This is a genomic window from Streptomyces sp. NPDC046122 (genome assembly GCF_056429965.1).
In genome coordinates, this window is sequence record NZ_JBWKLQ010000030.1 from 1 (window position 1) to 12,878 (window position 12,878).

Here is a 12,878-nt window from a genome sequence, read left to right on the forward strand (position 1 = left end):
CCCCGCGGAGCGGGTACCACAGCGCTGCGCGCTGTGCAAGGGAAACGCTTCGCTTTGCTCAGCTGCCGAATTGCTTCGCAATTCGGCAGCGGCGCTTCGCGCCTTAATCCCCTTGCTTCGCAAGGGGATTGGGAATTACGCTTCGCTTAAATTCCCGAAGGCAGGCATGTCCGCTTCGCTCCCATGCCCGGTTCCGGCTCCGCCGGAACGGCTGGCTGGGTGGAGGAAGGGTGCATCGGTGCGGGCCTGTGTAGGATCCCGAAGAACAGCGCACCCCCAACCCGGTGATGACCCGTCACCTCGAGGGTGGCCGGCCATCGTGAGATTCAGGGCTCGAACTCCGCTTCGCTCCATCCGAACCCTGACACCTACTCACCGCCCCGTCAGACCGGGAAGCGTACGCATGAGTTTACCCGAAGACTGCCCGGCACCACACCCGCTTGCGCTATGGTAAGAAGCGCGCAGCATCGCTGTGATGCTGCATCTACGTCGCCAGATGCAGTGTGTAGCATCCCGAGTAAACTGCTGCCCCCTCCGCCAGGGCTGATACCCCTTCTCGATTCCTGGAGTACGGAATGCCGAAAGTCGATGAGATCCGTCTGTTTCCGCATCAGGTTGAGGCGGTTGACGCGGTGGTGCGTGGGCTGGATATTCCTCCGGGGAAGCGTATTCCGCGTGATGGCCTGCGGGTCACCGTGGTGGCCGCGTGCGGTACGGGAAAGACCTTCATTGCCGCGCACTCTGCGCTGCGACTGGCGCGCAATGGCCGGGTGTTGGTTTTGTTGCCGACTTTGGATCTGTTGACTCAGACGGTGCGGGAATGGCGTTCTGTCGGGCATACGGGTCCGGCGGTGGCGGTGTGTTCGCTGGATGATGACCCGCATCTGTGGGATCTCGATGTGCGCTCCACGACGAGTCCGCCGCAGTTGGCGTTGTGGCACGGCCGCGGGCCGGTGACCGTCTACGCTACCTATGCGTCCTTGCCCGTGCTGGCCGAGGCGCACGAGGGTGCCTATGGGCTGCCCATGGATGTTTTCGACCTCGTGGTGGTGGATGAGGCTCACCGTACAAGTGGATCTTTGGGTAAGGCGTGGGCTGCGATCCATGACCAGGACGTGATTCCGGCGATGCGCCGGCTCTACATGACGGCCACTCCCAGGATCTGGAAGGAACGTCCGCCCCGGAAGCTGGAGCGTGCCGTCTCGGAGACCGGGGAACCGTTCGAGGGGTGGGACCGACTGCCGCGTGAGATGGCCTGCTCCATGGACGATCCCAAGATCTACGGACCCGTGGTCTACGAGCTCTCACTCGCGTCAGCCGTGTCACGTGGGCTACTGGCCCGGTATCAGATCGTGGTGGTCGAACTGACCGACCCCATCGTCACCCCGGCCCGCCTGGCCGGCGAAGACAAACGCGAGGAGCGGCTGCGGGGCGAGCGGATGGGCGCCTTGCAGGCCGCTCTGCTGGAGACGATGGCGGAGCACCAGTTGCAGACCACCATCACCTTCCACCACCGAACCATAGAAGCCTCCGCCTTCGCGAAGGGACTGCCCAGCGTCGCCAAGCAACTGCACGCATCAGATCCGCAGCGGTACCCGAAGCAGGTGTGGGCGGACTGGCTGTGCGGAGAGCACGAAGCCGACCACCGGCGCCAGGTCCTGGGGGACTTCGGCCGCCGGGCCGGGCGCGCCGTACTCTCGAACTGCCGTGTCCTGGGTGAGGGTGTCGATATCAGGGCGGTGGATTCTGTAGCCCTGCTGGACCCTAAGGGGTCTGCCGTCGATATCGTCCAGGCCATTGGGCGGGCATTGCGTCAGAAGCCCAACCAGGGGAAGATTGCGACACTGATCGTGCCGGTATTCTTGGCACCCGATGAACGTCCCGAGGACATGTTCACATCGGCATCGTATCGGCCACTGGTAAAGGTTCTCGAAGGGCTTCGGGCGCACGATGAGCGTGCCATTGAAATGCTCGCCATTCCACAAGAGAACCAGAAACGCGTTGTCGATCCGTCGCAAAGCCTCGGTGAGGAGCCGCAGGACGGTGAGGAGGAGTCGCGGCTGCTGCTCCGCTTCGCGGCCCCCAGGGATCCGGTGATGGTCGCAAAGTGGATCAAGTTCCAGATCCTCGACACCGAGCGCCAGGACTGGACGCGCGGGTACGACGCCGCCCGCCGCTACCGCGACCGGGAAGACAGCCTCGATGTGCCCTACGAACACCAGGAAGGCGCGTATCCACTGGGGCGGTGGTTGAGCGATCAGAGGCGAGCGTTCCGGGCCGGGAGCATGCCGGCCACGCGGGCGGCGGAGCTGGAGGAGCTCGGCATGATCTGGGACACCGCCGACGCGGCGTTCGAGGAGAACCTGGCCGCGGCCCGTGCGTACTACGCGGAGGCCGGCACCCTGGCCGCGCCCCGCCACGCCACCTGTCTTGACAAGCCCGTAGGACAGTGGCTCACCAACCTCAGGCGCCCAGGCGGACTCGGCAAAGACCCCGGGCGCGCTGCGCGGCGCAGTGAGCAGCTCGCCGGGATCGATGCGGACTGGAACCCCGGACAGTTGGGGTGGACGGTCGACTGGCAGCGCCACTACGTGGGGCTGCGTGCGCTGCTGGAGGCCGGCGGGACGTTGGAGGAGATCGTGCCTGGCGTCTCGTACCGGGGCGACGACATCGGCCGCTGGCTGACGCGGCAGGCGCGGGACTGGACACGGCTGAACGCCGAACAGCAGCGCCGCCTGAGCGTGCTGGGCGTGAAACCGGCCGCACGGCCGCAGAAGCCCCCAGCGCGGGCCGGTGCGAAGGCTGGGGCGGCGCAGGGCTCCGACGCCTTCACGCGCGGCCTCACAGCCCTCAAGCAGTACATCGCACGCGAAGGGAAGACCATCGTGGGGCGGCAGCACGTCGAGGAGCTGCCCGACGGGACGTCCGTACGCCTCGGCGTATTTCTGAGCAACCACAAAAACCGACGCCACCGACTGAGCGAGCAGCAGCTGGCCGCCCTCGCCGAACTCGGACTCGACTGGGCAGCGGTGTGACGATCCCCCAGGCCACCCCGGACAACCAATGACCGCCAGGGTAGGTCCGGAGCGCCGCAGGCGTATCCCCGCCTACCGAAGGCGCCGCCCGTACCTCGCTGTCCGCCGACCTCACCACGGAGAACGACTACCCGAAAGGAGCTCACGCCTGATGTCCATATGGCCTTCCATCGTTGCCGTACTCGGTACCCTCGCCGGTGCCCTGACCGCCGGACTTCTCCAGCACCGTTCGGCACGGACCGCACGCGCCGAGGAGCGCGCCGAGAGCCACCGCCAGGACCAGCTCGGCGCCGTCACCGACTTCGCGGCCGCCCTGGACGCGCACCGCTCGGCGATGTTCCATCGGGAACGTCTGGACCTGGCCGAGGCAGGCACCGAGCACCAGTTGGAGGCCCAGACGAGGTCCCACGACACCCGGGCCGCAATCACCGCCCCCCACATCCGCCTTCAAATCCTGGTCCCCGAGCTGGCCGGCCCCGCCCAGCAGGCGGCTGACGCCACCTACGCGCTGCGCAAGGCCACCGACCAGACCGAGCTGAACGCCCGCCGGCACGCGGCCAAGGAAGCATCCGCCGCCTTCATAGCCGCAGCCGCCACGCTACTGAGCCCCGACAACCGCCTGATGTGCGTCCGGAGCGGCGTTTCCGCAGGTCGCCGGAGCCGCTGCGCGGTAGATGCGCGGTCTCCGTGACAGGCTGACACGGCGCGACCGCCCGCTGACCTGCGGCCTCTTGCTGCTACGGCACGTTTCTGCCGTACTCCGGCCGGCCCGCCAAGGTAGGCCGCTCCGCCTCGCCCGGCGACCTGGTGCTGACTCTCAGCGCTCCATCAAGGAGGGCCACCGCGCTATCCGCGCCGCCAAAGTTTTCGGCCTCTAAATCAGCGGAACCCGTCCGCCAGCTTGGCGATACGGGCGCGGATCACCGAATCATCCGCAAGCTCGGCCGGGAGCTTTGTGTCGGTGTCTAGGCTGGCCGATGCCACCTGCTCAGGTGTCACGTAGGTAATTGACAAGTCCGCCCCGGTCAGGGAGGCGCCGGTGAGATCCGCCCAGGACAGGGAGGCGCCGGTGAGGTCCGCCCAGGACAGGGAGGCGCCGGTGAGATCCGCCCAGGACAGGAAGGCGCCGGTGAGATCCGCCTTCCACAGGTCGGCGCCGGTGAGATCCGCCCTGGACAGGGAGGCGCCGGTGAGGTGAAGGCCGGAGAAGTCGATGCGCTGGGTGATGTCCACGTGGCGGCGTGAGGCAGGTCGGGTGAGTGCGGTCAGGGCGGCTTGGACGTCGGCCTCCGGCCGGTCTGGTAGCGCCTGGGCCAGGGGTAGGGGCTGTGTCCTTTGGCGTGCGGCTCGACGTGCTGCCGCGACGCGCTCGGTCCTGGTCGTCTCAGGCGGGGCTGTGCGGGCGGGCGCACGGTCACGGATGAAGTGGCCGAGGACCTGGGCGGCATGGGTGGCCTGTTCGGGGGCGTCCTGGATGATCTGTTCCAAGGCGAGGATTCCACCGATTCGGACGTACCGGTGTTCGGAGCCGAGGCGTTCGAGGGCTTTGGTGAAGCGGTCGGTGACCTGGCCTCGGCGGGTGAGCCGGTAGTTACGGATGGTGTAGAGCAGGCCGATGCCAGCGCCGACGGCGATGACGGTGGCCACGGCGGCGGTACGGAAGCCGGTGACCAGCGCGGAGGAGCCGGAACGCAGGTCCTCGTCCGTCAGGTACTCGCTGTCCAGCCACCACGGGCCCCGCCACACCAGCAGGGGCAGGCCGACAAACAACACGAACGCACCGAGGATGCCGAGCAACCCCGAACCCAGATGCCGTAGCCGACGGGCGAGCTTGGTCTGGAGCCTCCGCCGGGCGTGCGATGTTCCCATGATCGATTCCTATCGCGGAGCACGGGGGATCGCGCGTTGGGTCGCCGACCTGCTCGAATAGCGGCGTATGCGCGGACGCAGGCCACCAGCCCTGCAGCCGTCCGACGGCTCTCTCCTCCGGGGTGGCTGCATGCCCCGCGTGGTTGCTGACGGCAGCGAGGGTCGCGAGCCGTCTGTGAGTGGAGCCTCGCCTCATCGCTTGTGCGCAGCCGCGCGACACCCGAGGCGGACGGCGCCACGGTTGGCTTCTCGCCGCCAGCTCGGACCTCCCCGCACTGCTGCGTCCCTTGGGGTACCTCAGCCACAGAACGGAACCTCAGATAGCGGAAATTGTGAGTTCCGTCGTGCGGAGGTACCGAAGCCGAACGGCCCCCCGGGGCCGGGCGGCGGAACCCACCACGGACACCAGCCCCGCCTTGGTGCTTGTCCGTCACGGCCGGCACCACCCGAGACTCAGTACCGCTGCTGCCGTCCACGAGGCGAGCTGTGCGACGGTGCCGCACGCGAAGCCGCCTTAGGTTCTCAAATCCCGTGGCCGAATCTCGCGAACCGTCGTGGCTGTGCAACGGCGACTCCAGCGTCAGACACATCGTGAGGCTGCGGGAAAATCCGCAGGTCACGGAGGCGCACTCCGACACACGCCGCGAGACCCTACAGACCTGTGGTGACATTTCAGGTCACAGGAGTCTTGCGGCTTGGTGGTCGGTGCATCGCGCAGGGGCGCGATATCGGGGACCTGCCCCCCCGGGCCCCCCGCCAGCGCTCGGGCGGCGCTGGACCCGCCCCCCCGCTCCGGCGCTTCGCGCCTACGGCGGGGGTGGGTGGCTGGCCGTGCTTCGACCGCGCGAGTCGGCGGGGGCGCGGGCCTTCAATTGGGTGGAGTGGCTGATACCGGGGAGTGGCTGATGTGCCTCCGCACGCCGGAGATCGTGTGCACGCATCGCTGGGGCTGACTGGCCACGGCACAGGTCCAATCGGGGGCCCAAAGTGGTAGCAAGGTGTGTATCGCCTGCGAGCCGTGATGCGGTGGTGGGCCCCAGCCCGGCGTCACCTACCGGGGCGACGACATCGGCCGCTGGGCGGCGCGGCAAGCACGGGACTGGGCACGCCTCAACGAGGAACAACAGCGCCGCCTGGACGAGCTCGGGGTGAAACCCGCTGAGCGGCCGCAAAAGGCCCCCGTACGAACCGGTGCGAAGGCTGGGGCGGCGAATGGCACCGACGCCTTCACACGCGGCCTCACAGCCCTCAAGCAGTACATCGCACGCGAAGCCCGCACCGTCGTACCCCGCGGACACACAGAGATCCTGAAGGACTGCGGAACCCCTGTTCGGCTCGGGGTATGGCTCTCCAACCAAAAGAACCGGCGCGACCGGCTGAGCGAGCAACAGCTCGCGGCGCTCGCCGACCTCGGTCTCGACTGGGCGTAGGCGACGCAAAGGGGCCTGGGCGGTTCAAGCACGCAACAAGGTACTGGTTGCACGGCACCGCCCCTCTAACAGCCATTCACGACGCTCGGAGGCAGGGCATCCGGGTAGACACTGACCGTGACGCCTGGTGGTCGTTGTTACGCCGACGCGTGAGTGCAAACCGTCCCGCGCGGACCCGCGTTTGAGGGCTCTCCCGCCCCTCAAGGCGGCGATGGCGAGCAGGGCGCAACATCTTGGGACTACTCTACGCGGACTCATTTACGGCGTTTCCTGCTTAGTGTTCGCCCCAACCTACCTCCGTGATCTGACAGAGTCTGTAGACGTCAGCGCACGCGTTTAGGCAGGCACCCACGTCGGGGAACCAATGGCAACTGTTGATGCACTGGTAAAGTCTGTCGCGGCATGTCGCGTGGGTGCCAGCGATGTCTTCCCTGAGCCGCGGGGGAATGAATGGGCCCCTTGCGGGGCCAGAACTGCCCTGCCGGAAGGGCTCTGCAGTGATTTTCCGTGAGGGCCTTGTGGCGCGTTCGCTCAACTGCCGGAAAATTTCGGCGACAGTTTCGTTTACGAACTCGACTTCCACGACTAGTAGTTTTTCGCCGCAGCAGGTGTAGACGTCCCCGGTTGGAGCCACCGCTTCGATTTCCCCCTTTTCTACAGTGATCGCATGTGTGCAGGCGCATTCTCCTTCGGCAACTACCGGAGTAATCACCACGCGGTCGGCTGCGGCGGGCTTGATAGTGGCTGGGTGAGGGAGTGTGCTCTGTCGGCCGAGTAGGTCATCGACGCCGATCTTTTCCTTGCCCATTGGGTCTCCCTACTGTTCTGATACGAACGTTGCGCTCGCACAATTGAACACCGAGGCCCTCAGTACTCCACATCGAACACGCCCAACCACACGCCCCTCGATCCGCGCAGCCTCCAGCCACCGCCACACCGTCCGCGCACTCACCCCACCCACCTGCGCGCCCGCACGCACATGCGCAGAGGTCAACGCCCCGGCAGCATCAAGCTCCAACAGCCGCGCCACCAGCACCGGCCGGGACACCCTCAGCCCGCCGTGACCTCACCCCACACGCCCGGCTCGCCCACCCCACGCCCTTCCGCCGCGGACACCGACACCCACCACCGTGCCGCCACGCAGCCCTCGGAAGGATCAGAAGTGCGTTCCCAAGACAGCGGAGCGGAGTGGGGTGTACCGCCCCATGACAGCCATGGCCGTCGCATGCACCACCCCACGACAATCACCTCTTCCCCACTCAAGGCCCGAACAGCGGAAACACCCCGGCCTGACGCGCCGTCACTGACACCCAACGACCGACACCAAACCGGCACATCGCAACGGGCAGGTCCCGCCATGGCGAGCAGGTGCGGTACTTCCACGCGATGGCCTCAAGCGTGCGGCGGTGGTCGGCCCAACGCCGTCCACAAACCGGATCGGCCGGCATCAGCGGCTCGATCCGGTCCCACATCACATCAGTGATCACTAACCGAACAGACACATCCGATCAACTGACGAACCGATCAAAGGGACACGGCCTAGCCGGAGACGGGGCCCCGCAGCGCGGGCGGGGCGCGGCAGCCCCCGCATTGAGGCAGGCGCTTCCGCCGCTGCAGGCACGGTGGCGGCTGGAACGCAGCAAGGCCATGCTCCGGTGTTCACCGAAGCATGGCCTTCTGTACCTGCGAGTCAGATCATGGATGCAGCAAGAGCGTCGACGGCGACCACAACGGTGCGTTGCTGGCGAGAGCCGGGGTGGGGGTCAGCCGCCGAGCCTGTGGCCGAACCTGGCGTCCGCCTCGGGGGCGCCGAGCTTGGCGGGGCTGAGCGTGCCGGCGCCCGTCGTGGTCAGGCCGCTCGCGGTGCCGTAGAGGTTCCACAGGGCACCCGAGTCGGCGAAGGCACCGTCCTCACCGGGGGCCGTTGCGGTCAGGTCCGCCTTGCCGTCCTTGTTCAGGTCCGACAGGCTCACCCGGCGGCCGAAGTCGTCGCCCGACTCCGAGACGCCCGGCACGCCCGCAGTGGACTGGTTGTAGGCGATCGCGCCCTTGCCGGTCATGCCGCCGGCGGCCTTGGACGCGCCCTTGAGCAGGATCACCGCGCCGGTCCCGGTGGCCGCGCCGAGGCTCTCGCCGGGCACGCCGACCGCGACCTCCGCCTTGCCGTCGCCGTTGACGTCACCGGCGCTGAGGGACGCGCCGAAGGCGTCGTAGGCCTCGCTCGTCCCGGGAATGCCCGCGGTGGCCTGGGTGATGACCTTCTTGCCCGTGTTGGTCGGCCCGGTGGAGGTGCCGTACTGGATCGTGATGCTGCCCGGCCGGGAGTCGACGTCCTCGGTGAGGTGGCCGTTGTCGCGGGTGATCAGGTCGCCGTAGCCGTCGCCGTCGACATCGCCGACGGTGCCGCTGAACGCATAGCCGAGGGCCTTGGAGATGTGGCTGACGCCGGTCCTGGTCCCCTTGAAGAAGCGGGCACTGTCCTGCATCTCCTCGAAGCCGTGCGTGGTGACGATGTCGTCGACACCGTCACCAGTCAGGTCACCGGTGATGAAGGAGCGCAGACCCGAGGGGCCCTCGTACGTGGTGATGCTGTCCTGGGTGCGCGTCTTGCCATCGCGGGTGAACGGGCCGTACTGGATCGTCATCCCGTTGACGTACGGGTCGTCGCTCGGGTGAGAGTTCACGACGAGGTCGCGCTTGCCGTCACCGTTGAAGTCCCCCAGGGCGAACTCGGAGTACGGGTAAGGCAGAACGGTGTTCTGGCCGGTCAGGCCGTCCTTGGAGCCCCACAGCACGGTCGGCTCGCCGTCGTCGCCGCCGCCGCCAACCACGAGCAGGTCGGTGTAGGAGTCGCCGTCGAGGTCACCGGGGAGCGTCTGGGCACCGAAGGCGAAGCTGCTCTGGAGGTCGCCGGGGACGCCGGGCGTGGCCCGGCTGATCATCTGGTGGCGCGCCGCCCCGGGCCCGGAGGCGGTGCCGTACACGATGGAGATGTAACCGGCCTTCTCCACACCGCCGACCGCGGCGAACGGCGCCGCGACCGCGAGGTCGGCGTGTCCGTCGTGGTTGAAGTCGGTCACCGGCGTACGGGGCGGCACCGGCGCGGCCGACGCCGTGTGAGAGGTGGCGAAGAACGCGAGGGGAGTCGCGAGCGCCGTGACGGCAATCGCGGCGGTGAGAGTACGGCGGGGCACTGAGCCTCCTGAACGGAACACGTGTGTGACGCAACAGCAGACCCACCACCTCGAGTGAAGGTTGTACACCACAGGAACCCTGTTACGAGATACGCACGTTTCATCGAATACGACGACCGTTCGCCTCCCGACCACCCAGCCGCGCGACACTGGCCACGGAGCGGGGCCATGGAACGATTAACTGATGACCGAAACGAGCAGCACGGACGCCCGCTCCTTCCGGCGCGAGACCGAGCGGGTTGTCAACGAGATCGCCCAGGAACTGCGCACCCTGAACGAAGGGGCGGCCTGGTTCTCCGGCCTCTGTCCGGCTCGCCGACAGGAAGTGCTGCAAGAGGCCGCCGGCTACGCGATGCAAGCGCACATGACAGCCGCGGACGGCCGCGCAGGAGTGGCACGGTCCGGGGTGGAACCCACGGCCAACCCCTCAGGGATGATCTGTATGGACCCGCCCCGCTACAGCTTCGCCGACCTGCCCGCGAACGAGCACGTGAACGCATTCCGTGTCCTTGTCTCCACATTTGCCATCGCCGACACCCGTCGCAGGCAGACCTACTGCAAAAACACCTGCACCCACGCATGGCACCACCTGCCCACACCCGCCAACGAGCAGTAACAGCGGCTGCTCCCTCTATCCGGCACGGTCACCCGCTGACAACCAACCGCTGGCAGCACACCACCCATTCACACCCCGCCGCCCGCGCGTTCATCCAGTGGTACCGCGACCCGAAGGCGCTGCTGAAGCTCTTCGAGGACTGGGCGTGGCCTATTCGGGCGGCGAGCGGCAACGCGCGGCTGTGGCGCGTGCGCTGATCAATGAGCCCGCGCTGCTGCTGGCCGATGAGCCCACCGGGGCACTCGACGAGGAGAACCGTGACAGCGTCGGTGCCCTGCTGTTCTCACTGCCGAAGCGGTGGAACTGCGGCCTGCTGGTCGTGACCCACGATCACACCATCGCCGGGCGGGCGGACGAGCACCTGGAGCTGCGTCAGGGCAAGCTCGTTCCCCTGCGGTCAGAGGCGGCGCTCGCGTGAAGAAGGAACACAGCGCCCCCATGGGGCTGACGGCCGCACTGCTGCGGATCGGGCGCAGCGCCGCGAAGGGCGCCGAGAGTGGCCGGCTGCGGCTGGTTGCTTTGTGTGTGGCTACCTTTGCGATGGCGGTGGCTTTCGCGGCGTACGGCGTGGTGGGCGCGACGTACGAAGGCCGGGAAGCCGCGCAGGCGGCGCGTAGCCCGCACGTTCTGCCGGAGAAGGATAAAGACAAGGCGATTGCCCGGTGGTTCGAGTCCTCCGACATCATCGACGGCACCCAGATCTCCGTCGTCTACGTTGAGCCGCTGACGAAGGACGCCGCGCCACCGCCCGGGCTGCTTCGGTGGCCCGCCCCGGGCCATTCCGCGCTGTCGGTCGGCGCTGAGGATGCCGGGCGCAAGGAGGGGCTTATTTCCCGTTTCGGGGTGATGGACAACCGTATCCATCCTGAAGGTCTCGCGAGCATCGGCGAGCCTTTGGTGTACGCCCGTCCCGCCGAGCCGATGAAGGAGGGCTTCTTCGTCTCCGGCTGGGGCAACCCCGAGGGAATTGTCTTCGGCGAGCCGCTCAACATCCAGCCGGCCCAGAGCTTCTACATTCTGATCACCATCACCTTGCTCGCGCCGGCCGCTGCGCTCACTGTGATCGCGGCGCGTACCGGGTCAGCGATGCGCGACCGCCGCCGCGCGGTACTGCATGCCATCGGCACCGGCTCTCGTCACCGGCTTTTGATCGACCTGGGCGAAGCCGGGCCGCCCATCCTCGTAGGGGCGGCTCTCGCCACGCTGGCCATCTGGTTCTACCAGGGCACCAACTGGTCACTGCCCAAGGTCGGCTACGTGCTGACGACCAGTTTCCTGCAGCCCCATCTGGGACTGCTCTACGGATGCGCGGGTCTGGCTGCGCTGTTCGTGGCAGGGGCCGCCGTGTTCCTGCAGCCGAAGGCGAGCCGTACGGGCGGGACGCGACCCGGGCGGCGCCAGCAGCGCGCGCTCTTGCGCAGCGCCACCTGGCTGTGCCCGGCGGCGTTCGCGTTCGCGTTCGTCGGCCCCAGCCTGCTGGGGGCCGACGACAACGAGCTGCTGTTCCTGCTGCCCTACTCCATGGGTGCGCTGACCGCCCTGATTCTGCTGCCTGCTGCCCTTGCCACTCTCACCACTCGGCTCGGGCAGGCCATGGCCTGGTGTGGCCGGCGTTCGGGCCGCCCCGCTCCCCTGCTCGCCGGGCGCTGGATCGTCGCCAGCCCCGCAGCCATCGCCCGGGTCATCACCAGCATCGTGCTTCTCATGGGCATCTCCGCCCAGCTCTACACCTGGAACAACCGGGTCACCGAGTCCGATCTCACCGCCCAGCAAGTACAAAAGGCCCTGGGATCCTCCGTCGTCCGCGTCGAAGGAATCGACCGCAACTCCGTCCAGCGCCTGAACACCTTCATCAGCGCTCTGCCGGACGACACGCAGGTCCTCGGCGTCTACATGGACAACGCCCCCGGCCAGCAGGGCAGCACCCAGATCGTCGGCACCCGCGCTGCCGTCACCTCAGCCGGCCTCCCGGCCCCCGCCGGTACACCAGCCAAGGTCACCGCCGATGAGGCCACCACCAACCGCGGACGCGCCCTGCTCAACGGCCTGTCCCTGTCCCGCGACAGCGCCATCACCGTCCGCACCGGCGCTATCGACACGGTCAAGGGCCTGATGTCCCTCCAGGTCATAGCCGCCTCGGGCGAAAGCCTCGCAGAACCGGCGATCAAGCAGACCGCGAACGAGAAACTCCTGCCCGGGTGGCGCGCCAGCGTGCCGGGAACCGAGTGGACCGCCACCCTCACCACCTACCAGCAGCACAGCTGGTGGCTTCCCTTCTTCGCACTCGGCACCATCGCCATCCTCGCCTTCGCGACCTGCCTGGCGAACATGGCAGAGTTCCTGCGATTCGCCCGCTCGCTCGCCCCCATCAGCGTCATCACGGGATCACGCCGGCCCTTCGTCTCGACGACCCTGCTGGTCTTCCTGGGAGCGTTCACCATCGCCCTCGCCCTGGGAACGGCAGCAGCCATCCTGCTGACCGTCCCCATGCTCGGCGCCCCCGTCCACGCCAACGGACTGCCCACCACACTCGTGATCACCAGCACCATCATCGTCGGCGGCATAGCCGTGATCATGACGCTGTGGGCCACACGCGTCGCACTCCGAGAAGCAGGACGCTGGCAACCCACCGCCGAATAAGACCGTGTCCTATGTGGTGAGTCGGGCAAGTTGTTTGTAGCAACAGAGGGCGGCGGCGAGGCCAAGAAAGGCCAGGTAGTTGCGGGGGTGGCGT

General features: G+C 67.6%; 8 protein-coding genes and 1 pseudogene. 6 read left to right on the forward strand and 3 right to left on the reverse strand.

The window, feature by feature from the left end; genetic code table 11:
* The first annotated feature begins 575 nt into the window (after positions 1-575).
* Together AC07FK_RS33585 and AC07FK_RS33590 are read left to right on the forward strand one after the other, a co-directional pair.
* Complete coding sequence (locus tag AC07FK_RS33585) at positions 576-3,035, forward strand: helicase associated domain-containing protein (RefSeq protein WP_479108696.1); 2,460 nt, start codon at positions 576-578, stop codon at positions 3,033-3,035.
* Positions 3,036-3,186: 151 nt separating this feature from the next.
* Positions 3,187-3,726: a hypothetical protein gene (locus AC07FK_RS33590; protein WP_479108697.1), complete on the forward strand. Its 540-nt coding sequence runs from the start codon at positions 3,187-3,189 to the stop codon at positions 3,724-3,726.
* Between the two features lie 188 nt (positions 3,727-3,914).
* On the opposite strand, the gene AC07FK_RS33595 is transcribed toward AC07FK_RS33590, so the two are convergent.
* A complete protein-coding gene (locus AC07FK_RS33595; RefSeq protein ID WP_479108698.1) occupies positions 3,915-4,904 on the reverse strand; it encodes a pentapeptide repeat-containing protein in 990 nt (329 codons plus the stop codon).
* Between the two features lie 1,148 nt (positions 4,905-6,052).
* Between AC07FK_RS33595 and AC07FK_RS33600 the strand changes: the two genes are divergently transcribed.
* The gene (locus tag AC07FK_RS33600) at positions 6,053-6,334 is read left to right on the forward strand and encodes a helicase associated domain-containing protein (protein WP_479108699.1); all 282 of its coding nucleotides are present in this window, start codon (positions 6,053-6,055) and stop codon (positions 6,332-6,334) included.
* 1,292 nt (positions 6,335-7,626) lie between these two features.
* Here AC07FK_RS33600 and AC07FK_RS33605 read toward each other — a convergent pair.
* Both AC07FK_RS33605 and AC07FK_RS33610 read right to left on the reverse strand, forming a co-directional pair.
* A pseudogene (locus tag AC07FK_RS33605) lies at positions 7,627-7,836 on the reverse strand (transposase); the annotation flags it as partial.
* A 261-nt stretch (positions 7,837-8,097) separates the two neighbouring features.
* Complete coding sequence (locus AC07FK_RS33610) at positions 8,098-9,528, reverse strand: FG-GAP repeat protein (RefSeq protein WP_479108700.1); 1,431 nt, start codon at positions 9,526-9,528, stop codon at positions 8,098-8,100.
* Positions 9,529-9,712: 184 nt separating this feature from the next.
* Between AC07FK_RS33610 and AC07FK_RS33615 the strand changes: the two genes are divergently transcribed.
* The 3 genes from AC07FK_RS33615 (at position 9,713) to AC07FK_RS33625 (ending at position 12,784) form a co-directional block, all read left to right on the forward strand.
* Positions 9,713-10,144, forward strand: coding sequence for a DUF5958 family protein (locus AC07FK_RS33615; protein WP_479108701.1), 432 nt, complete (start codon positions 9,713-9,715; stop codon positions 10,142-10,144).
* A 145-nt stretch (positions 10,145-10,289) separates the two neighbouring features.
* A complete protein-coding gene (locus tag AC07FK_RS33620; protein ID WP_479108702.1) occupies positions 10,290-10,562 on the forward strand; it encodes an ATP-binding cassette domain-containing protein in 273 nt (90 codons plus the stop codon).
* Positions 10,559-12,784: a hypothetical protein gene (locus tag AC07FK_RS33625; protein ID WP_479108703.1), complete on the forward strand. Its 2,226-nt coding sequence runs from the start codon at positions 10,559-10,561 to the stop codon at positions 12,782-12,784. The genes AC07FK_RS33620 and AC07FK_RS33625 overlap by 4 nt, the downstream gene beginning before the upstream one ends.
* The last annotated feature ends 94 nt before the right edge of the window (positions 12,785-12,878 follow it).

Coding starts and splice junctions, on each gene's coding strand:
- AC07FK_RS33585 (WP_479108696.1), top strand. CDS start 576: ATGCCGAAAGTCGATGAGATCCGTCTGTTTCCGCATCAGGTTGAGGCG.
- AC07FK_RS33590 (WP_479108697.1), top strand. CDS start 3,187: ATGTCCATATGGCCTTCCATCGTTGCCGTACTCGGTACCCTCGCCGGT.
- AC07FK_RS33595 (WP_479108698.1), bottom strand. CDS start 4,904: ATGGGAACATCGCACGCCCGGCGGAGGCTCCAGACCAAGCTCGCCCGT.
- AC07FK_RS33615 (WP_479108701.1), top strand. CDS start 9,713: ATGACCGAAACGAGCAGCACGGACGCCCGCTCCTTCCGGCGCGAGACC.